At 72.5% G+C, this 18,879-nt stretch carries 17 protein-coding genes and 1 pseudogene; 8 read left to right on the forward strand and 10 right to left on the reverse strand.

Annotated features, from left to right (window positions below; all coding sequences use genetic code 11):
- Nucleotides 1–12: 12 nt before the first annotated feature.
- Nucleotides 13–600, reverse strand: coding sequence for a 16S rRNA (guanine(966)-N(2))-methyltransferase RsmD (rsmD, locus tag BLW82_RS12550; RefSeq protein WP_093498869.1), 588 nt, complete (start codon nucleotides 598–600; stop codon nucleotides 13–15).
- A 140-nt stretch (nucleotides 601–740) separates the two neighbouring features.
- Nucleotides 741–2,945, reverse strand: a complete 2,205-nt coding sequence (gene recG, locus BLW82_RS12555; protein WP_093498870.1) for an ATP-dependent DNA helicase RecG — start codon at nucleotides 2,943–2,945, stop codon at nucleotides 741–743.
- A 169-nt stretch (nucleotides 2,946–3,114) separates the two neighbouring features.
- Here recG and BLW82_RS12560 point away from each other — a divergent pair, with 169 nt between their 5' ends.
- Nucleotides 3,115–4,941: an HSP90 family protein gene (locus BLW82_RS12560; protein ID WP_093498871.1), complete on the forward strand. Its 1,827-nt coding sequence runs from the start codon at nucleotides 3,115–3,117 to the stop codon at nucleotides 4,939–4,941.
- Nucleotides 4,938–7,847, forward strand: coding sequence for a hypothetical protein (locus tag BLW82_RS12565; RefSeq protein ID WP_093508016.1), 2,910 nt, complete (start codon nucleotides 4,938–4,940; stop codon nucleotides 7,845–7,847). Before BLW82_RS12560 ends, BLW82_RS12565 begins: the two co-directional genes overlap by 4 nt.
- A gap of 19 nt (nucleotides 7,848–7,866) precedes the next feature.
- Here BLW82_RS12565 and BLW82_RS12570 read toward each other — a convergent pair whose 3' ends face one another.
- The gene (locus BLW82_RS12570) at nucleotides 7,867–9,543 is read right to left on the reverse strand and encodes a DAK2 domain-containing protein (protein WP_093498872.1); all 1,677 of its coding nucleotides are present in this window, start codon (nucleotides 9,541–9,543) and stop codon (nucleotides 7,867–7,869) included.
- Between the two features lie 259 nt (nucleotides 9,544–9,802).
- Here BLW82_RS12570 and rpmB point away from each other — a divergent pair, with 259 nt between their 5' ends.
- Together rpmB and BLW82_RS46270 are read left to right on the forward strand one after the other, a co-directional pair.
- Nucleotides 9,803–9,988 (forward strand): 50S ribosomal protein L28, encoded by a 186-nt coding sequence (gene rpmB / locus BLW82_RS12575; protein WP_037741545.1) that lies wholly within the window; start codon nucleotides 9,803–9,805, stop codon nucleotides 9,986–9,988.
- 406 nt (nucleotides 9,989–10,394) lie between these two features.
- Nucleotides 10,395–10,694, forward strand: a pseudogene (locus BLW82_RS46270) (BTAD domain-containing putative transcriptional regulator); the annotation flags it as partial.
- An 80-nt stretch (nucleotides 10,695–10,774) separates the two neighbouring features.
- Here the strand turns inward: BLW82_RS46270 and thiD are convergent.
- Both thiD and BLW82_RS12590 read right to left on the reverse strand, forming a co-directional pair.
- The gene (gene thiD / locus BLW82_RS12585) at nucleotides 10,775–11,590 is read right to left on the reverse strand and encodes a bifunctional hydroxymethylpyrimidine kinase/phosphomethylpyrimidine kinase (RefSeq protein ID WP_093498873.1); all 816 of its coding nucleotides are present in this window, start codon (nucleotides 11,588–11,590) and stop codon (nucleotides 10,775–10,777) included.
- Nucleotides 11,587–12,552 carry a thiamine-phosphate kinase gene (locus tag BLW82_RS12590; protein ID WP_093498874.1) on the reverse strand — a complete coding sequence of 322 codons (966 nt, stop codon included), beginning with the start codon at nucleotides 12,550–12,552 and terminating at the stop codon, nucleotides 11,587–11,589. The genes thiD and BLW82_RS12590 overlap by 4 nt, the downstream gene beginning before the upstream one ends.
- Nucleotides 12,553–12,758: 206 nt before the next feature.
- On the opposite strand from BLW82_RS12590, the gene BLW82_RS12595 reads away from it, so the two are divergent.
- Nucleotides 12,759–12,992: an Lrp/AsnC family transcriptional regulator gene (locus BLW82_RS12595; RefSeq protein WP_093498875.1), complete on the forward strand. Its 234-nt coding sequence runs from the start codon at nucleotides 12,759–12,761 to the stop codon at nucleotides 12,990–12,992.
- Between the two features lie 20 nt (nucleotides 12,993–13,012).
- A complete protein-coding gene (locus tag BLW82_RS12600) occupies nucleotides 13,013–13,501 on the forward strand; it encodes a DUF3515 domain-containing protein (protein WP_093498876.1) in 489 nt (162 codons plus the stop codon).
- A gap of 40 nt (nucleotides 13,502–13,541) precedes the next feature.
- Here the strand turns inward: BLW82_RS12600 and BLW82_RS12605 are convergent, their stop codons facing one another.
- Genes BLW82_RS12605 through BLW82_RS12615 form a run of 3 tightly spaced genes read right to left on the reverse strand, consistent with a single transcriptional unit; the run spans nucleotide 13,542 to nucleotide 16,530 of the window.
- The gene (locus BLW82_RS12605; RefSeq protein ID WP_093498877.1) at nucleotides 13,542–14,699 is read right to left on the reverse strand and encodes a D-alanine--D-alanine ligase family protein; all 1,158 of its coding nucleotides are present in this window, start codon (nucleotides 14,697–14,699) and stop codon (nucleotides 13,542–13,544) included.
- Between the two features lie 59 nt (nucleotides 14,700–14,758).
- Nucleotides 14,759–15,769 (reverse strand): NAD(P)H-dependent glycerol-3-phosphate dehydrogenase, encoded by a 1,011-nt coding sequence (locus BLW82_RS12610; RefSeq protein WP_093498878.1) that lies wholly within the window; start codon nucleotides 15,767–15,769, stop codon nucleotides 14,759–14,761.
- Complete coding sequence (locus BLW82_RS12615) at nucleotides 15,766–16,530, reverse strand: lysophospholipid acyltransferase family protein (RefSeq protein ID WP_093498879.1); 765 nt, start codon at nucleotides 16,528–16,530, stop codon at nucleotides 15,766–15,768. The genes BLW82_RS12610 and BLW82_RS12615 overlap by 4 nt, the downstream gene beginning before the upstream one ends.
- A 155-nt stretch (nucleotides 16,531–16,685) precedes the next feature.
- Between BLW82_RS12615 and cofC the strand changes: the two genes are divergently transcribed.
- A complete protein-coding gene (gene cofC / locus BLW82_RS12620) occupies nucleotides 16,686–17,324 on the forward strand; it encodes a 2-phospho-L-lactate guanylyltransferase (RefSeq protein ID WP_093498880.1) in 639 nt (212 codons plus the stop codon).
- Between the two features lie 9 nt (nucleotides 17,325–17,333).
- Nucleotides 17,334–17,537, forward strand: a complete 204-nt coding sequence (locus BLW82_RS12625) for a hypothetical protein (protein WP_093498881.1) — start codon at nucleotides 17,334–17,336, stop codon at nucleotides 17,535–17,537.
- A gap of 170 nt (nucleotides 17,538–17,707) precedes the next feature.
- Here BLW82_RS12625 and BLW82_RS12630 read toward each other — a convergent pair whose 3' ends face one another.
- Together BLW82_RS12630 and BLW82_RS12635 are read right to left on the reverse strand one after the other, a co-directional pair.
- Nucleotides 17,708–18,334: an HU family DNA-binding protein gene (locus BLW82_RS12630; RefSeq protein WP_093498882.1), complete on the reverse strand. Its 627-nt coding sequence runs from the start codon at nucleotides 18,332–18,334 to the stop codon at nucleotides 17,708–17,710.
- A gap of 140 nt (nucleotides 18,335–18,474) precedes the next feature.
- Entirely contained in the window at nucleotides 18,475–18,705 is a 231-nt protein-coding gene (locus BLW82_RS12635) for an SCO5555 family protein (RefSeq protein ID WP_093498883.1), read from the reverse strand.
- Between the last annotated feature and the right edge of the window lie 174 nt (nucleotides 18,706–18,879).

Consider the following 18,879-nt stretch of genomic DNA (forward strand, 5'->3'; position numbering starts at 1 on the left):
TCTCCGGTCCGGTCATCGTGCGTCTTCGCACGTAGCGGCGGCGCGACCGTACCAAAACGTTCCCTCGCCGTAGCGACGGGACCGGAGGCCTTCGAAGCCGGCCGGCCAGTTGAAAACGCCACCTCTGGTGCTGCGCTCCACGGTGACGAGAGCGTCCGGCGCGAGCCAGCCCTCGGAGTGGAGTGTGAGGAGAATCTCCCGAAGATCGTCGTCGGTGACGGCGTACGGAGGATCCAGGAAGACGATGTCGTAGGGCTGTGCGGGAGCCGGGGACCGGATGATCTGCTCGGCCTTGCCCGCTCGCACCTCGGCGCCGGGGAGCCCCAGATTCTTTACGTTTTCACGTACGACGCGGGCGGCTCTGGGGTCGGCCTCCACGAGGAGGGTGTGGCCCGCGCCCCGGGAGAGGGCCTCCAGGCCTACGGCGCCCGAGCCGGCGTAGAGGTCGAGGACGCGTTCGCCGTCCAGGGGGCCGCCGAGGAGGGACTGCCAGGTGGAGAAGAGGCCTTCGCGTGCGCGGTCGGAGGTGGGGCGGGTGCCTGTGCCGGGCGGCACGGAGAGGCGCCGTCCGCCTGCCTGGCCGGCGATCACGCGGGTCATGGGGGGTCCTTCTTCGAGGGCGGCGTTACGGGTTCAGTTTGGCAGGCCTACTGGGGTGGGTGCCTGGTCTGGGACGGCGGCTGTGGGTCCGATGTGGTTGCTCGCGCGGTTCCCCGCGCCCCTTTCAGGGGCGTCGTCCATCAGCCCTTTTCCAGGTACTGCTCCCTCTCCTCGTCCAACAGGGCGTCCAGGGCCGTCCGGAGACCTGGGAGGTCGGTCAGCTCGGGGTCCCTGGCCACCAGGGTGGTCGCCTCGTCCCGCGCCTCCGCGATGACCTCCTCGTCCTCGATCACGGCGAGGACGCGGAGGCTGGAGCGGGCGCCGGACTGGGCCTGGCCCAGGACGTCGCCCTCTCTGCGCTGCTCGAGGTCGATACGGGAGAGCTCGAAGCCGTCCAGGGTCGAGGCGACCGCCGTGAGGCGCTGGCGGGCCGGGCTCGCCTCCGGCATCTCGGAGACCAGGAGGCAGAGACCGGGGGCGGAGCCGCGGCCCACCCGGCCGCGCAGCTGGTGGAGCTGGGAGACACCGAAGCGGTCGGCGTCCATGATCACCATGGCGGTGGCGTTGGGGACGTTGACGCCGACCTCGATGACCGTGGTGGCGACGAGGACGTCGGTCTCCCCCGCCGCGAAGCGGCGCATGACCGCGTCCTTGTCGTCGGGGTGCATGCGGCCGTGCAGGACCTCGACCCTGAGGCCGCTCAGCGGGCCCTTGGCCAAGTGGTCGGCCACGTCGAGGACGGCCAGCGGCGGGCGCTTCTCCGCCTCGTCCTCGGCTGACTTCTTCGCCTTGCCCGGGTTGTCCTCCTCGTCGCCGATGCGGGGGCAGACGACGTAGGCCTGATGGCCGTTGCCGACCTCCTCCCTGACCCGCTCCCAGGCGCGGGCCAGGAAGTGGGGCTTGTCGGCGGCGGGGACGACATGGGTGGCGATCGGGGAGCGGCCGGCCGGGAGCTGGTCCAGGACCGAGGTCTCCAGGTCGCCGAAGACCGTCATCGCGACCGTGCGGGGGATGGGGGTGGCGGTCATGACGAGGAGGTGGGGCGGCTGTTTGCCCTTGCCGCGGAGGGCGTCCCGCTGCTCGACGCCGAAGCGGTGCTGTTCGTCCACCACGACCAGGCCGAGGTCGTGGAACTGGACCTTGTCCTCGATCAGCGCGTGCGTGCCGATCACGATTCCCGCGTCGCCCGTGACCAGGTCCAGCATCGCCTGGCGGCGGGCCGCCGTGCCCATCGAACCGGTGAGGAGGACGACCTTGGTGGCGTGCTCCGCGCCGCCGAGCATGCCGCCCTCGGCCAGCTCGCCCATCATCTCGGTGATCGAGCGGTGGTGCTGCTGGGCCAGCACCTCGGTGGGGGCGAGCATGGCCGCCTGACCGCCCGCGTCGACCACGGCGAGCATGGCGCGCAGGGCGACCATCGTCTTACCGCTGCCGACCTCGCCCTGGAGGAGGCGGTGCATCGGATGCTCCGTCGCCAGGTCGTCGAAGATCTCTTTCGAGACCTTCTGCTGGCCGTCCGTGAGGGTGAAGGGGAGGCGGTCGTCGAAGGCGGTGAGGAGGCCGTCGGGGGACGGTCTGCGGGCCACCGCCGGGAGCAGGGCGTCGGCATGGCGGCGGCGGGCCAGGGCGACCTGGAGGACGAAGGCCTCGTCCCACTTGAGGCGGTCGCGGGCCGCGGCGATGTCCGCCTTGGTGTGCGGACGGTGGATCTTGAGGAGGGCTTCGGGGAGGGAGACCAGGCCGCGGCCCTCGCGGAGGGCCGGCGGGAGGGGGTCCAGGGCCTCCTGGACGCTGGGGAGGACCGTCTGGACGGCCTTGCCGATCTTCCAGGACTCCAGTTTGGCGGTGGCCGGGTAGAGCGGGATCAGGGCTCCGGCCCAGGTCTCCACGGATTCGGCCGGGTCGTCGCCGCGCAGCAACTCGTAGGCCGGGTGTGCCAGTTGCAGACGGCGGTTGAAGACCGAGACCTTGCCGGCGAACATCGCGCGGGTGCCGGGCAGGAGTTCCTTGTGGGGTTTGTGCACGCCGTTGCCGAAGAAGACCAGTTGGAGCCGGCCGCTGCCGTCGGTGATCGTCACCTCCAGGCGCTGGCCCTTGCCGCGGGGCGCCTTGGCGGAGGCGAAGGTGTGCAGGCGGGCGTCCGCGACCATGGCGACCACCGTGACGTGCTCGTCCATGGGCAGGTCGGCGAGGTGGGTGAGCTGGCCGCGCTCCTCGTATCTGCGCGGATAGTGGTGCAGGAGGTCGCCGACGGTGTGCAGGCCGAGATGCTCGGCCATCACCTTTGCGGTGGCTGGGCCGAGCACTTTCTTCAGTGGTTCTTCCAGTGCGGGCACGAGATCCATTGCACACCACCCCACTGACAATGCCGTATATGTCTCGGGAAACCCCTGGTCAGGCGGCCGTTTTGAGTCATAGGATGGCGCGCTCCGGCCATCCTTCCGCGGTCACCGCCCCACCAGGGACCGCCCGACCCCGCGCCGACCACGTCTTCCCCCCTCCGGCGCAGCGACGATGGACTCCCAGACCTCACAGTCATCCCAGGCATCACAGTCACCTCACACGTTCCAGGTCGACCTGCGTGGTCTGGTGGACCTGCTCTCCCATCACCTCTACTCCAGCCCCAAGGTCTACCTCCGCGAGCTGCTGCAGAACGCCGTGGACGCGATCACCGCGCGACGGGCCGAGCAGCCCGACGCCCCGGCGCGGGTGCGGCTGTACGCGGACGGAAGTTCGCTCCGGGTGGAGGACAGCGGCGTCGGGCTCACCGAGTCGGACGTGCACAGCCTGCTCGCCACGATCGGGCGCAGCTCCAAGCGGGGCGACGGTCTGCAGGAGGCCCGCTCCGACTTCCTGGGTCAGTTCGGCATCGGGCTGCTGGCCTGTTTCGTGGTCGCCGAGCGGATCCGGGTGGTCAGCCGCAGTGCCCGGACGCCGGACGCGCCGCCCGTGGAGTGGACGGCCCGCGACGACGGGTCGTACACCGTGCGGACGTTGGCGCCCGAGGCCCGGCCCGAGCCCGGTACCACCGTGTACCTGGTGGCGCGGGCGGGTGCCGCGGAGTGGCTGGACGAGCGGCGGGTGCTCGCGCTGGCTCGGGACTTCGGTTCGCTGCTGCCGTACGACGTCCGGGTGGGCGACGAGGCGGTCACCGACCTGCCGGCGCCCTGGGACCGGCCCTACCCCTCCCCCAGCACCCGCCGGGTGGCGCTGGCCCGGCACTGCCACGAGCTCTTCGGGTTCACGCCGTTGGACTCGATCGCGCTGGACGTGCCGCTGGCCGGGATCCGGGGGGTGGCGTACGTGCTGCCGTCGGCGGTGAGTCCGGCGCAGCGGGCCACGCACCGCGTGCACCTCAAGGGCATGCTGCTCACCGAGCGGGCCGAACAGCTGCTGCCGGACTGGGCGTTCTTCGTGCGCTGCGTCCTGGACACGGACAGTCTGCGGCCGACCGCCTCGCGCGAGTCGCTGTACGAGGACGAGACGCTGGCGGCCGTACGGGAGGCGCTCGGCGAAAGGATTCGGTCCTGGCTGACCGGGCTTGCGGCGGGCGATCCGGAGCGGCTCTCCGCGTTCCTGTCCGTACACCACCTGGGGGTGAAGTCGCTGGCCCGGCACGACCCGGAGATGCTGCGGACAATGCTGCCGTGGCTCCCCTTCGAGACCACCGACGGGCAGCTGTCCCTGGAGGAGTTCGCGCAGCGGCACCCGGTGGTGCACTTCACCCGGACGGTCGAGGAGTACCGGCAGGTCGCGCCGATCGCCTCCGCACAGGGCGTCGGGGTGATCAACGGCGGTTACACGTACGACAGCGAGCTGGTCGAGGCGCTGCCGTCGGTGCGGCCCGGGACCGTCGTCGCGGAGCTGGACGCGGACACCGTGACCGCGCATCTGGACGCGGTGGATCCGGCGGAGGAGCTGGCGGTGGCCGGGTTCCTGGGGGTGGCGCGGGCGAAGCTGGACCCACTGCAATGTGACATTGTACTGAGGGCCTTCCACCCCCTCTCGGTCCCCGCCCTCCACCTCGACGACCGCGCCGCCCGCCACGAACAGGCCCGGGCGGAGGCCGAGGAGCAGGCCGACGACCTGTGGGCGGGCATCCTGGGTTCGCTGCGCGGCAGCGCGCCCCGCGCCCGTCTGGTGCTCAACCACCTCAACCCGCTGGTGCGGCGGATCAGTGCCCTCAAGGACCCGGAGCTGATCGGCACCGCGACCGAGTCGCTCTACGGTCAGGCGCTGCTGATGGCCCAGCGCCCGCTGCGCCCGGCCGACTCGGCGCTGCTCAACCGCTCGTTCATCGGCCTCCTGGAGTGGGCCACTCATGGGGAAGACGATCGCTGATGGAGATTGCTGACTTCGACTCGCTGCGCCGGGCGATGGCGGAGAACTCCGAGGAGCCGGAGGGGCCCGCCCGCAACGCGCGCGCGGAGCAGTTGCTGGCGGAGGCCGAGCGGCTGAACATCCCGCTCGCCGTGATCGAGGCGCTCGGGCACCAGCTGAAGGTCTACAACTACAGCTCCGAGAAGGACAAGATGTTCGTCCCGTTCGCGCGGCTGCTGCGGATGTGGGACGAGCGGCCCGAGGACTTCGACGAGTACGAGGCGCATTCGCTGCACTGGGTCTTCAAGTGGATGACGGCCGGGATGCTCGACCAGCCGCACATCCCGCTCGCCTCGATCGAGAAGTGGCTGGGCGAGATGGAGCACCGCTACCGGCTGGCCGGGCACTCCGAGCGGGCCGTGCGCAGCGCGGAGTTCAGCGTCGCCGGGCACGTCGGTGACCTGCCGCGCGCGGAGCGGGCGTACGCGGCCTGGCTGGCGGCGGACCGGGACCGGATGGCCGACTGCCACGCGTGCGAGCTGCACGGGCAGGGCGGCTGGCAGCTGAAGAACGGGCGGGACGAGGCGGCCCTGGAGCTGTGGGGGCCGGTGCTGGACGGCGAGTACAGCTGCGCCCACGAGCCGCACACGGTCCTGGCGTCCTCCTTGGTGCCGCTGCTGCGCCTCGGCCGCGTCGACGAGGCCCGCGCGCACCACCTGCGGGGTTTCCGCCTGGTGCGCCCCATGGAGAGCATGCGGGGCGCCTACGCGGACCACGTCGAGTTCTGCGCGCTGACCGGCAACGAGGCGCGCGGTCTCGAGCTGCTGGCGGAACGTCCCGCCTACTTCACGGACACCGGGCAGCCACGCAGCCGGATGGACTTCCTCGCCGTGGTGGCGCTGCTGATGGACCGGTTGACCGGGCTGGGGCTGGGCGGGCAGCGGGTGCCGGGGCCCGCCGGGCGGGCGTGGACCGCCGGGGAACTCGCCGGGCACGCGCGCGCGGAGGCCCTGGAGCTGGCCGCGCGGTTCGACGCCCGCAACGGCACCTCCTACGTCGGCGACCAGCTGCGCGAGCGGATGGCGCAGCGGCCGCTGGTGGACCGGCTGCCGCTGGGTGTGCGGGCGCCGCGGACGGCGCCCGCCGTGCCCTTGGCGCCGGTCGCCCCGGCGCCCGCGCCGGAGCCGTCGGAGCAGCCGTCGTTCCCCGCGCTCCTGGCCGAGGCGCGCCGGCTGTCGGACACGCTCCGGCCACACGCCCTGGAGGCCTGGGCGGCGGTGGCGCGGGCCGCCGAGGAGACCGAGGTGGACACGTACGTCCGCGCGGAGATCGCCGACCACACGGCGATGGGGCGCGGCCCCGAGGGGGTCGAGCTGTTCGAGCGGGCGGCGGAGCTGTACGCGGAAGCCGGCGACGAGGGCGAGGCGATCGCGGCACGCGCGCGTGCCGCCTACGTCCGCGCGCTGTCGGGGGAGCTGGACGAGGCGCTGGCCGCGATCGACGAGCCGTACGACCGGATCCTCGCCCTCTACGCGGACGACGCGACCGGGGTACGGCAGACGGCGTCCGTGCTGATGAGCCGGGCGCGGATCCTGATGCGCCAGGTGCACGAGCGGTCCACGGGCGCCGGGGACGCCGAGCAGGCCGTACGGGAGCTGCTGGCGCTGGTCGGCGGGCGCGGCGGGTCCGACCTGCGGCTGGTGTCCCGGGCGGCCGAGGGGCGGGCGATGCTCGCCGAGCTGGCCGAGCACGCCGGGGACGGCGAGCGGGCGGGCGAGCTGTTCCGGCAGGCGACGGCGCAGTTCGTGGGCGCGGAGCTGCCGTGGTTCGCGGTCGAGTACGAGGTGCGGGTGGCCGGGCTCGCCCACGAGCAGGGCGACCTGGCCGAGGCGGAGCGGGCGCTGCGTGCGGCGCTGGAGCACGGCGGCCCGTACGTGGAGCCGGTCGGGCGGGCCCAGCTGCATCTCCAGCTCGCCGAGGTGGTCGGCGGCCGGGGCGCCGCCGAGGAGGCCGCCGAGCACGCCCTGGAGGCGGCGCACTGGGCCGACGAGGCCGGGCAGAGCGGCACGCTGGGCGCCTGGGCCCGGCACCAGCTGGGCGGCTTCCTGCTGCGGCAGGGGCGGTTCGCGGAGGCCGCGGAGGTGCTGGAGTCGGCGCTGGCCGACCTGAGCGCCGAGACGCACGGTGACGGTGCGGTCGTGCAGACCCAGTGGTGGCTCGGGGACTGTCTGAGCGAGCTCGGCGAGCACCACGCGGCGGCCGAACGGCGGCTGCAGGCGGCCGAGATCGCCCGGCACTGGCCCGAGCAGCACGACCACGCCACCCTCGCCCACCTGGCCGCCGAGTCACTGGGCAACGCGGGGCTGCCGGCGGAGGCGGACCGGGCGTACACGCGGGCGGGTGAGTTGTGGCGGTCGATGGGCAACGTGCACTTCCTGGTGCGTTCGCTGCGGGCCCGGGCCTGGCTGGCGCTGCGGACGGAGGCGGGTGCCGAGGGCGCGCGGCGGCTGATGGCGGAGGCGGTCCGGGAGTGCGAGGCGGCGCTGGAGACGGCCGGGGACCCGGCCGCCGTGGAGCGGCTCGGCGGTGAACTCGGTCACACCCACCGCCAGTTCGGCGACCTGCTGGCCCGTTCGGTACCGGAGGACGCGGACGACCCGGCGATCCAGGAGGCGTTCGAGGCGGCGCTCGCGCAGATGACGGCGGCGATCTCGGTGTTCGCCGGGCTCGGCGGGGACGGGCTGCACAGCCGTACGGCCGCGGAACTCGCCGCGGGCTGGCTGGAGGCCGACCTCAGCAGGCCGGCCGCGGCGACCGCACGCGCGCGTGCGGTGCTGGACGCCTACGAGGGTGCCGACCCGGCCGACGAGACGGTCCGGGCCCGGCGGGCGGAGGCCCGGCAGCTGCTGGAGCCCACGGAGGAGTGACGGTGGGCGGGAGAGGGGCTCACTCGACGCCGATGAGGAGCGGGGCCCCCTGCCGGCCGCCCCGGTAGACCACCGTGTCGACGGCGAGGTAGGACTCGCGCACGCGTGCCTCCAGGCGGTCGGCGACGCCGTCGGGGGCCTCGTCGCCGAGGACGAGGGTGACCAGCTCGCCGCCGGCCTGCAGCATGCGGTCCAGGACGGTCTCGGCGGTGGCCGTCACGTCGGAGCCGATCACCGCCACGTCCCCGTCTATCAGCCCCAGGACGTCCCCGGCCTGGCAGATGCCGGCCATGGTCCAGGACTGGCGCTCCGCGAACACGACCTCGGCGTAGCGGGTGGCGCCGGCCGCCGAGGTCATCTGGACGACGTCCTCGTCGAAGCGGCGGTCCGGCTGGTGCACCGCGAGCGCGGAGATGCCCTGGACCGCCGAGCGGGTCGGGATGAGGGCGACCCGGATGCCCTCCGCGCGGACCTGTTCGGCCGCGGCGGCCGCGGTGTGCCGCAGGTCGGCGTCGTTGGGGAGCAGCACCACCTCGCGCGCGTTGGCGCGGCGCACGGCGGCCACCAGTTCCCCGCTGGCGGGCAGTTCCCCCGGGCGTGCGAGCACGGTGGTCGCGCCGGCCTCGGTGTACAGCCCCGCCAGCCCTTCCCCCGGCACGACGGCCACCACGGCCCGCTGCACCCGCTCGCGCGGCGGCCGCGCCCCGCCGGTGTGCACGTCCCCGGCGCCGAAGTGCGTGATCCGGATCCGGTACGGGCGCCCGGCCTCCACGCCCGCCTCCACGGCGGCGCCGGCGTCGTCGACGTGCACATGGACGTTCCACAGGCCGTCGCCGCCGACCATCACCAGGGAGTCGCCGAGGGCGTCGAGCCGGGTCCGCAGCCGGTCCACGGCGGCGTCCTCGGCCTCCAGGAGGTAGACGACCTCGAACGCGGGCCCGCCCACGCGTTCCGCGCAGCTCTCGGCCTGGGCGCCGGAGACGGGGTCCACGCGCGCGTGGACGCCGGGGCCCGCCACGCGCGCGGGCGGTTCGAAAGCCGCCGGTGTCTCCCCCGTGAACGCCTCCAGCAGTGCCCCGAGCACCGCGACCAGCCCACGGCCGCCCGCGTCCACCACCCCGGCCCGCTCCAGTGCGGCCAGTTGTCCCGGCGTCGCCGCGAGTGCCTTGCACGCGCCTTCGTAGGCGGCCCGCGCGACCGCCCCGCAGTCGCCCTCGGCCGTGTCGGCGGCGTCGGCGGCGGCCGCCGCGACCGACAGCACCGTGCCCTCCACCGGGTGCGCGACGGCCCGGCGGGCGGCGTCGGCGGCGTGCCGCAGGGCGAGCCGCAGCCGGTCCGCGCCGGTGTGAGTCGCCTCACCCTCGGTGAGGACGTGGGCCATGCCACGCAGCAACTGCGCCAGGATCGTGCCGGAGTTGCCGCGCGCGCCTATGAGGGCGCCGTGCGCCATCGCGCGGACGGCGTCGGCCAGGGTCGGCATCTCCTCGCCCAGCTCGTAGCCCGCGAAGACGGCCTCCACGGCCCCCGCGGCCGACTCGACCGTCAGATACAGGTTCGTGCCGGTGTCACCGTCGGCCACCGGGTAGACATTGATCGCGTCGATCTCCTCGCGCGCCCGCCCGAGCGCCCCGAGCGACAGTCCGCACCAGGTGCGTACCGCGAGAGCATCGAAGAATGTCTGCGGCACCTGCGCCACCTGCGCCTCCTTGAGCCGGCCGAACGTGGACGCAGCGTAGACCCCGGAAGGGTGTCCGCCGGAAGAGGGCCGGGGGCGGGCCCCTGAGCTGCCATGCTAGTTTCGTCTAACGGACGCAGCCGTTGTATGCTGCTCCGGTTGCCCGATCCGATCGGGCCATTCCCTGGCAACGCCACTCAAGATCTCTGGATCCCAAGGATCTCGATCCCGGCATGCCGGGATCCAACCGTAAGTGCATCTGAAGTCTTTGGAGTGACCCGTGGCTGCCAACTGCGACGTCTGCGGCAAGGGGCCGGGCTTCGGCAACAACATCTCGCACTCGCACCGCCGTACGTCCCGTCGCTGGAACCCCAACATCCAGCGTGTGCGTACCGTGGTCGGCGGGACGCCGAAGCGCGTGAACGCTTGCACCTCGTGCATCAAGGCCGGCAAGGTCACGCGCTGACGCACTGTCGCTGAGCGCGCGGCCACCGCTGGTTCGCTGCACAGAGCCGGTCCACCTCCGGGTGGGCCGGCTTTTTGCCGTGCCCTGCCGGGCCCGGCACCGGTCCTGGCAAGCTGATCCCCTGCGCTTCGGCATCCCGGGGCCCCTGGACGTACGCACCGGTGACGGCACCCCTCTCGACCCCGGCGGCCCCCGCCCCCGCGCGCTGCTCACCCTGCTGCTCCTGGAGGCCGGCCGGTCGGTCTCCGCCCAGCGCCTCACCGACGGCCTGTACGGCGCGTCGCCGCCCGCCGGGGCCGCCGACGCGCTCCAGTCACAGATCTCGCGGCTGCGCCGTCGGCCGGCCCGCACGCGGAGGTCGAGGCCACCGCGACCGGGGTACCGGGTCGCGGTCGCCCCCGACACCGTGGACGCACACCAGTTCGAAGCCTGGTCCGCGGCCGGGCGGGCCGCCCTCGCCGCCGGCGACCACCTGGCCGCCGCGGCCCGGCTCCGCGAGGCCCTCGCCCTGTGGCGTTGCCCCGCGCTGCCCGACCTCCCGGACGCCGAGGCCGAGACGGCGCGCCTCGAAGACCTGCGGCTGGCCGCCGTACAGGACCGGGTCGAGGCGGACCTGGCGCTCGGCGGCGGCGCGGAACCGGTGCCGGAGCTGCGGGCGCTGCCGACCGGCCGGCCGCTGAGCGAGCGGCTGTACGGGCAGCCGATGCGGGCCCTGCACGCGGCCGGGCGGCCCGCCGAGGCCCTCACCGTGTACGAGGAGGCCCACCGAGGAGGCGGCCACCGACATCAGGCTGCGGGAGTACCCGGCCCCGCCGGCGTCCTGAGGGCCCAGCCGTGGTCCACGGGCCCGATCCCGGCGCCGAGCGCGAACCCGGCCGCGATCGCCCCGGTGACGTACTCCTTGGCCGCCGTCACCGCCTCCGGCACGGACCGCCCCTTCGCGAGCTGCGACGCGATCGCGGACGCGAGGGTGCAGCCCGTGCCGTGGGTGTGCCGGTTGTCGTACCGGGGGGCGCGCAGCAGGAGTTCGTCGGTGCCGTCGGTGAGCAGGTCGACGGCCTCGCCGGGCAGGTGGCCGCCCTTGATCAGCACCCAGGTCGGGCCGTACGCCAGCACGGCCGCCGCGGCCCGGCGCAGATCGGCCTCCGACTCGACGCGCACGCCGGTGAGTTGGGCCACCTCGTCGAGGTTGGGGGTGGCGACGGTGGCCAGCGGGAGGAGCGAGGTGCGGACCGAGTCCAGGGCGGAGGCGGCGAGCAGCGGGTCGCCGTGCTTGGAGACGCCGACCGGGTCGACGACCACGGGCGCGTCGGTCCCGGCGAGCAACTCGGCTACCGCCTCGACGAGTTCGGCGGAGGCGAGCATCCCGGTCTTCACCGCGTCGACCCCGATGTCGTCCACCACGCTCCGGTACTGGGCCCGGACGGCCTCGACCGGCAGTTCCCAAGCACCCTGCACACCCACGGAGTTCTGCGCGGTGACCGCGGTGATCACGCTCATCCCGTGCACGCCCAGCGCGAGCATGGTCTTCAGGTCGGCCTGGATCCCGGCCCCGCCGCCGGAGTCGGAGCCCGCGACCGTCAGCACGCGTGGCAGGCTCATGACTCGATGTCCCCGAAGTGGTCCCAGCCGCCCTTGCTGGTCCAGGGCGCTCCGTCGACGGTCACCTGGGGCAGCGCGGACGGGTTGAGGACCTCGCCGATGACCTTCCAGCGGGCGGGCAGCTTCACGTCCGGCGGGAAGGTCGCCACGATCGCGTGGTCCTCACCGCCGGTGAGCACCCACTGGATGGGGTCGACGCCGACGGCCTGGCCGATGTCGTTCATCTGGGTCGGGATGTCGATCGCGCCGGAGCGGATGTCGATCCGCACCTTGCTGGCCTCGGCGATGTGCCCGAGGTCGGCGATCAGCCCGTCGCTCACGTCGCACATCGCGGTCGCGCCGAGCGCGGCGGCGGCCGGGCCCGCGTGGTACGGCGGCTCGGGGCGGCGGTGCGCCTCCACGAACGCCCGCGGCGAGCGGAAGCCGCGGGAGAGCACCGCGTAGCCGGCCGCGGACCAGCCCAGCCAGCCCGTGACGGCGATCAGGTCGCCGGGCTGGGCGCCGGCCCGGGTGACCGGCTCCTGGTTGCGCAGGTCGCCGAGCGCGGTGATGGACACCATGATCGTGTCGCCGCGGACCACGTCGCCGCCGACCACCGAGGCGCCGGCCACCTGGCACTCGTCCCGGATGCCGTCCATCAGCTCGCTGGGCCAGGTCACCGGGAGTTCGGCGGGCACGACCAGGCCGAGCAGCAGGGCGGTCGGCACGGCGCCCATGGCCGCGATGTCCGCGAGGTTCTGCGCGGCCGCCTTGCGGCCCACGTCGTAGGCCGTGGACCAGTCGCGGCGGAAGTGCCGGCCCTCCAGCAGGATGTCGGTGCTCGCCACCACCCGGCGGTCGGGCGCGGCGACCACCGCGGCGTCGTCGCCGGGACCGACCCGGACCGCCGGAGTGGTGGTGAGACGGGAGGTGAGCTCCCTGATGAGCCCGAACTCCCCCAGCTCACCAACAGTGCCCTTCATTGCCCTTTCGCCCCTTCTCTGCCTTGCCGTGCCCGCTCGCGCGTCACCGTCGTCCTGGATACGGTCGAGGTGACCGTCAACATCTGTCCTGCCTGCACCCCGGCGCGCAAGCCCCTGTCCGCGCGGGTCTCCCCTCGGTGAGCGGCGACGCGATACCGTGGCGTTCCTTTTCCCCACATGATCCTCGTGGCCGCCCTGGAGGTTCCGTGGTACAGGCGTACATCCTGATCCAGACGGAGGTCGGCAAAGCGTCGACCGTCGCCGAGATCATCAGCAAGATCCCCGGAGTCATCCAGGCCGAGGATGTGACAGGACCGTACGACGTCATCGTGCGCGCGCAAGCGGAGACCGTCGACGAACTCGGCCGGCTGGTGGTCGCGAGAGTCCAGCAAGTGGACGGCATCACGCGCACCCTGACCTGCCCGGTGGTCCATCTGTAGCCCCCGTCTACCCTTGGCCGGTGAACTTCTTCCGTCACCGGCCATTCGGTCTGCCCACGCTCGCGGCGCTGACGATCGCTGCAGCGGGCTGCTCGTCAGCAGACGACGCCCCGTCGGCGGCGGTTCCCCGTCCGGACGGGGCGGTTGCGACGCTCTGCGATCGCCTTGACCGGGTGCTGCCGACCAAGATCGACAAGCTGGGCCGGCGTGATCCCGAACCGGCCTCCGCGCTGACCGCCGGCTGGGGTGGCGACCCGGCGATCATACTGCGCTGCGGTGTCGAGCGGCCTGCGAAGATGGCTGACCCCGAGGCCGACGGGGTCGAGGTGAACGGGGTCGGGTGGCTGCTGGAACAGGAGTCCGACAAATCGTTTCGGTTCACCACGACGCTGCGGAAGGCGTACGTCGAGGTGACGATCCCCGCCGGGCGGACCGGGGACGGCGTGGCGCCCTTGGTGAGCTTGGCGCCGGCCGTCAAGAAGGCGATTCCTGAAGGGATCGCCGACTAGGCGGCGCCCCTCACGGGGCGCTCCGGTGCGGGGGCGTCTTCTAGCGAAGCCCTGTCGAGCGGTTCAGGGCCGCCTGGATCAGGCGGTCGATGAGCTCGGGGTAGGCGACGCCGGTCGCCTGCCACATCTGGGGGTACATCGAGATCGGCGTGAAGCCCGGCATCGTGTTGATCTCGTTGATGACGAAGCGGCCGTCCTCCGCGAGGAAGAAGTCGGCGCGGACCAGGCCCTCGCAGGAGGCGGCCTCGAAGGCGTCCACCGCGAGCTTCTGGACCTCGGCGGTCTCCTCCGGGGTGAGGGGCGCCGGGACGATGCCGGGGGTGGAGTCGATGTACTTGGCCTCGAAGTCGTAGTACGCGTGCTCCGAGGGCGGCGGGATCTCCGCCGGCACCGAGGAGCGCGGGCCGTCCTCGAACTCCAGGACGCCGACCTCGATCTCGCGCCCGCGGACGGCCGCCTCGACCAGGATCTTCGGGTCGTGGGCCTGGGCCTCGGCGATCGCCTCGTCCAGGCCGGAGAGGTCGTCGACCTTGGTGATGCCGATCGACGAACCCGCGCGGGCGGGCTTCACGAACAGCGGCCAGCCGTGCTCGCCGGCGAAGTCGACGATCCGCTTGCGGGCCGCGGACTCGTCCTGCTGCCACTCGCGGGGCCGGATCACCAGGTAGGGGCCGACGGTGAGACCGAAGGAGGCGAACACCCGCTTCATGTACTCCTTGTCCTGGCCGACGGCCGAGGCGAGCACGCCCGAGCCGACGTACGGGACGCCGGACAGCTCCAAGAGGCCTTGCAGGGTGCCGTCCTCGCCGTACGGGCCGTGCAGCATCGGGAAGACCACGTCGACCTCGCCGAGCGCCTTGGGCACCGAACCCGGCTCGCTGTAGACGACCTCGCGGTCGGCCGGGTCGACGGAGAGCACCACGCCGCCCTCGGCGGACTCCGCCAGGTCGGCGACCTCGGGCGTACGGCGTTCGGTGATCGCCATGCGCTCGGGTTCGTCGGCCGTGAGCACCCAGCGGCCTTCCCGGGTGATGCCGATCGGCAGGACGTCGTACTTGGTCCGGTCGATGGCGCTCAGGACGGCTCCGGCGGTGACCATGGAGATCCCGTGCTCGGAGCTGCGGCCGCCGAAGACGACGGCCACACGCGGCTTGCGAGAGGGCTGCTCAGGGCTCTGGGGGAGGTTCTCGGTGCTCATATCGCGTTGAGAGTACCCGTAGGTAGGGCCCCGATACAGCGTCGGCGGGGTGGGGTCGCTCAGCGTCGCTCGGGCTTCGCGCTGCGCGACATCAGCTCCTTGAGGGCGACCACCGGGGGCTTGCCTTCGTGCACGATGTCGACGACCGTCTCCGTGATCGGCATCTCCACGCCGTGCCGGCGGGCCAGATCGGCCACGGACTCACAGGACTTGACGCCCTCGGCGGTCTGCTTGGTGACCGCGATGGTCTCCTCCAGGGACATGCCCTTGCCGAGGTTGGTGCCGAAGGTGTGGTTGCGGGACAGCGGGGAGGAGCAGGTGGCCACCAGGTCGCCGAGTCCGGCGAGCCCCGAGAAGGTCAGCGGGTCGGCGCCGAGGGCGGTGCCCAGCCGCGCGGTCTCCGCGAGACCGCGCGTGATGAGCGAGCCCTTGGCGTTGTCGCCGAGCCCCATGCCGTCGGCGATGCCCACGGCGAGCCCGATGACGTTCTTGACCGCGCCGCCCAGCTCGCAGCCGACCACGTCGGTCTCGGTGTACGGCCGGAAGTACGGCGTGTGGCAGGCCGCCTGCAGCCGCCGGGCGACCGTCTCGTCGGTGCAGGCGACCACGGCGGCGGCCGGCATGCGGGCCGCGATCTCCCGGGCCAGGTTGGGGCCGGTGACGACGGCGACGCGGTCCGCGCCGACCTTGGCGACGTCCTCGATGACCTCGCTCATCCGCATGGCGGTGCCGAGTTCGACCCCCTTCATCAGGGAGACGAGGACCGTCCCGGGCGCGAGCAGCGGCGTCCATTCGGCGAGGTTGGCCCGCATCGTCTGGGACGGCACCGACAGGAACGTGAAGTCGGCGCCGGCTGCCGCCTCGGCGGGGTCGGTGGTGGCCCGCAGGTTCCCGGGGAGTTCGACACCCGGCAGGTAGTCGGGGTTGGTACGGCCGGAGTTGACGGCCTCCGCCACCTCCGGGCGCCGCGCCCACAGGGTGACCTCGCACCCGGCGTCGGCGAGCACCATCCCGAACGCCGTACCCCACGAACCCGCGCTGAAGACCGCCGCCTTGGCAGGCATGCTCACTTGCCGCTCTCCTCTTCCAGACCACTCTGCGCACGCGTGCGGCGCCGCTGCTCGATCCGCACCTGGCGTGGATCGTAGGGGGTCTCGGGAGCCTTCTCGCCGCGGATCTCCTCCAGCTGGCGCGTGACGGCCGCCATGATGACCTCGGTCGCCTCCTTGAGGACGTCCTGGGTCATCTCCCTGTCGTAGAAGCGCGTGAGGTCGACGGGCGGCCCGGCGAGGACGTGGTGCGTCTTGCGCGGCAGCAGATGCGGCTTCTTCGCGTACGGCGGGAGGAGTTCGTTGGCGCCCCACTGGGCGACCGGGATCACCGGGCACTTGGTCTGCAGGGCGACCCTGGCGGCACCGGTCTTGGCGGCCATGGGCCACTGGTCCGGGTCGCGCGTGATCGTTCCCTCAGGGTAGAAGGCGACGCACTCGCCACGCTCCACGGCGTCGATCGCGGCCCGGAAGGCGCTGAGCGCGTCGGTGGACTCGCGGTAGACGGGGATCTGGCCGGTGCCGCGCATGGCAGCGCCGACGAAACCCTTCTTGAAAAGCCCGCTCTTCGCGAGGAATCGCGGAACGCGGCCGGTGTTGTACTGATAGTGGGCGTAGGCGAAGGGGTCGATGTGAGAATTGTGGTTCACCGCGGTGATAAAACCGCCCTCGGCCGGAATGTTCTCCATTCCACGCCAGTCCCGCTTGATCAGAACCACCAGCGGAGGTTTGCAGAGCACCGCAGCGAAGCGGTACCAGAAGCCGATTCTCCGGCGGGGCACGCGGACACCTTCCTCTAGGACTTCTTCCCGGCCTGGGATCGGGAAGAAGTGTGGCCCCGGCCCGCCGGCCTGTCGAGAACACCGTACGCCTCGGTGTCGCGACCACCTCGTGGGCCCGGGTGACAATGAGGCAACAAGGGAGGGACGGTACGACTGTGCAGTGGACCCTGGTCATCCCGCTCAAACCGCTGGCCCGCGCCAAGAGCAGGCTCGCGGACACCGCGGCGGACGGCGTGCGCCCTTCACTGGCCCTCGCCTTCGCCCAGGACACGGTGGCGGCCGCCCTGGCCTGCGAGTCGGTGAAGGATGTGGCGGTCGTCACGGACGACACGCTGGCCGGGCGGGAGCTGTCGGCGCTGGGCGCGCGGATCGTCCCGGACACTCCGGCCGGCGGCCTCAACGCGGCGCTGCGGCACGGGGCGGCGGCTGTCCGGGCAGCGCGCCCGGAAAGCCCCGTGGCCGCCCTGAACGCCGATCTCCCGGCCGTCCGCCCGCTGGAATTGGCCCGGGTCCTCGGCGCGGCCACGGAATTCCCGCGCGCTTTTCTGCCGGACGCGGCGGCAATCGGCACCACCCTGCTGGCGGCGGTCCCCGGCGAGGAATTGGCGCCCGCATTCGGCCCGGATTCCCGCGCCCGGCACGCCGCCTCGGGCGCCGCGGAACTGCGCCTGGTGGGCGTGGACTCGGTACGCCAGGATGTGGACACCGGCGCCGACCTGCGCGCGGCCCTCGCCCTGGGCGTCGGCCCCCGCACGGCCGCGGTGGCCGCCCGCCTGTTGATCCCGGACCAGTAGGCTGCGCTCATGCAGGCGACCGCATACACGTACGACCCCGAGACCCGCAGCGGTCAGGTACTCCTCGACGACGGAACGCCGGTGCCCTTCGACGGCCCGGCCTTCGAGGCGGGCGGCCTGCGGCTGCTCAGGCCTGGGCAGCGGGTACGGATCGAAACCGAGGGGGCCGGAGCCGACCTCCGGATCACCCTGGTGACTTTGCAGACGCTCTGAAGCGCAAACGCCCCGTGAGGGGCGCGGGCAACTGCGCGGCCAACCCCCACCGGCCCCGCACCCTGGACACCACGCGACGCTGTGCCGCACACACACCGCGGGCCGGACTCCCCGAGGGAATCCGGCCCGTCGCGTGAGTATCCCGGCCGCGCTGCTGAGCGGGCCCCGCCTTAGCGCGCGGCCGTCGTCTTCTTGGCGGTGGCCTTGCGGGCCGTCGACTTCTTGGCCGGCGCCTTCTTCGCGGTGACCTTCTTCGCCGGCGCCTTCTTCGCGGCCGTCTTCTTCGCCGTCGCCGTGGTCTTCTTGGCGGTGGTCTTGGCCGCGGTCTTCTTCGCGGTCGCGGCGGTGGTCTTCTTCGCCGTCGTCTTCTTCGCGGCAGCCGTGGTCTTCTTCGCCGTCGTCTTCTTCGCGGCAGCCGTGGTCTTCTTCGCCGCAGCCTTCTTGACCGTCGCCGAAGCGCCGCCGGTCAGGCTGCCCTTGGGCGCCTTCTTGACCGAGACCTCACCGCCGCGCGGGAGCTTCTTGGAGCCGCTCACCAGGTCCTTGAAGCCCTGACCGGCGCGGAAGCGCGGCACGGAGGTCTTCTTGACCCGAACCCGCTCGCCCGTCTGGGGGTTGCGGGCGTAACGGGCGGGGCGGTCCACCTTCTCGAAGGACCCGAAGCCGGTGACCGAGACCCGCTCACCCGCGACGACCGCGCGGACGATGGCGTCCAGGACATGGTCGACAGCCTCGGCGGCCTGCTGGCGGCCGCCCATCTTGTCGGCAATCGCTTCTACGAGCTGCGCCTTGTTCACGTCTTCCCCTTCGGAGACATCGCCAGAACGAATGTGTTCAAGCTTTTTCGCACGTTAGGCAGATATATACCGCAAATCAAACACGAAACGGGCTTATCACCCTTGTGCCGCAACGGACTCGGCCGGCTCGCAGGGTCCGGTCAGCGCTCCTCTTCGGGGATTCGACCCGCGTCGAGGTCCGCGTTGAACCGCTCGAGCCGCCGCGCCGCGTCGGCGACGTCGTGTTTGGCCGCGGCCGTAATGACCAGCAGCTTCCGGGTCAGCGCCATCCGTACGCCCTCCGGGACTTGCAGTGCGCGCACTTTTGTGTGCGCTTCCTTGAGTTGGTCCGCGACCGCCGCATAGAGCTGGAGTTGGCCGTCGTGTTCCATGCACAGATTGTGCCATCTGGGGCGAGTTGTCGCCTGCGCAGGGTGCAACTGGCGCCTCAAATGGCCTTCCGGGCACTTGCGGAAGCCGCGGGCACAGCACTCACTTACCCCGACAACATCCGCCCTAACGTGGGAAGTTGGCAAGACCTGCGACAACGCGAGCGCCCGTTCGGG

The organism is Streptomyces sp. Ag109_O5-10 (assembly GCF_900105755.1).
Lineage (GTDB): Bacteria > Actinomycetota > Actinomycetes > Streptomycetales > Streptomycetaceae > Streptomyces.

What these genes read in the sequence shown, in the direction of transcription:
- rsmD (WP_093498869.1), bottom strand. Translation starts at nt 600, where the DNA reads ATGACCCGCGTGATCGCCGGCCAGGCAGGCGGACGGCGCCTCTCCGTG.
- recG (WP_093498870.1), bottom strand. Translation starts at nt 2,945, where the DNA reads ATGGATCTCGTGCCCGCACTGGAAGAACCACTGAAGAAAGTGCTCGGC.
- BLW82_RS12560 (WP_093498871.1), top strand. Translation starts at nt 3,115, where the DNA reads ATGGACTCCCAGACCTCACAGTCATCCCAGGCATCACAGTCACCTCAC.
- thiD (WP_093498873.1), bottom strand. Translation starts at nt 11,590, where the DNA reads ATGAGCCTGCCACGCGTGCTGACGGTCGCGGGCTCCGACTCCGGCGGC.
- BLW82_RS12590 (WP_093498874.1), bottom strand. Translation starts at nt 12,552, where the DNA reads ATGAAGGGCACTGTTGGTGAGCTGGGGGAGTTCGGGCTCATCAGGGAG.
- BLW82_RS12605 (WP_093498877.1), bottom strand. Translation starts at nt 14,699, where the DNA reads ATGAGCACCGAGAACCTCCCCCAGAGCCCTGAGCAGCCCTCTCGCAAG.
- BLW82_RS12625 (WP_093498881.1), top strand. Translation starts at nt 17,334, where the DNA reads ATGCAGGCGACCGCATACACGTACGACCCCGAGACCCGCAGCGGTCAG.
- BLW82_RS12635 (WP_093498883.1), bottom strand. Translation starts at nt 18,705, where the DNA reads ATGGAACACGACGGCCAACTCCAGCTCTATGCGGCGGTCGCGGACCAA.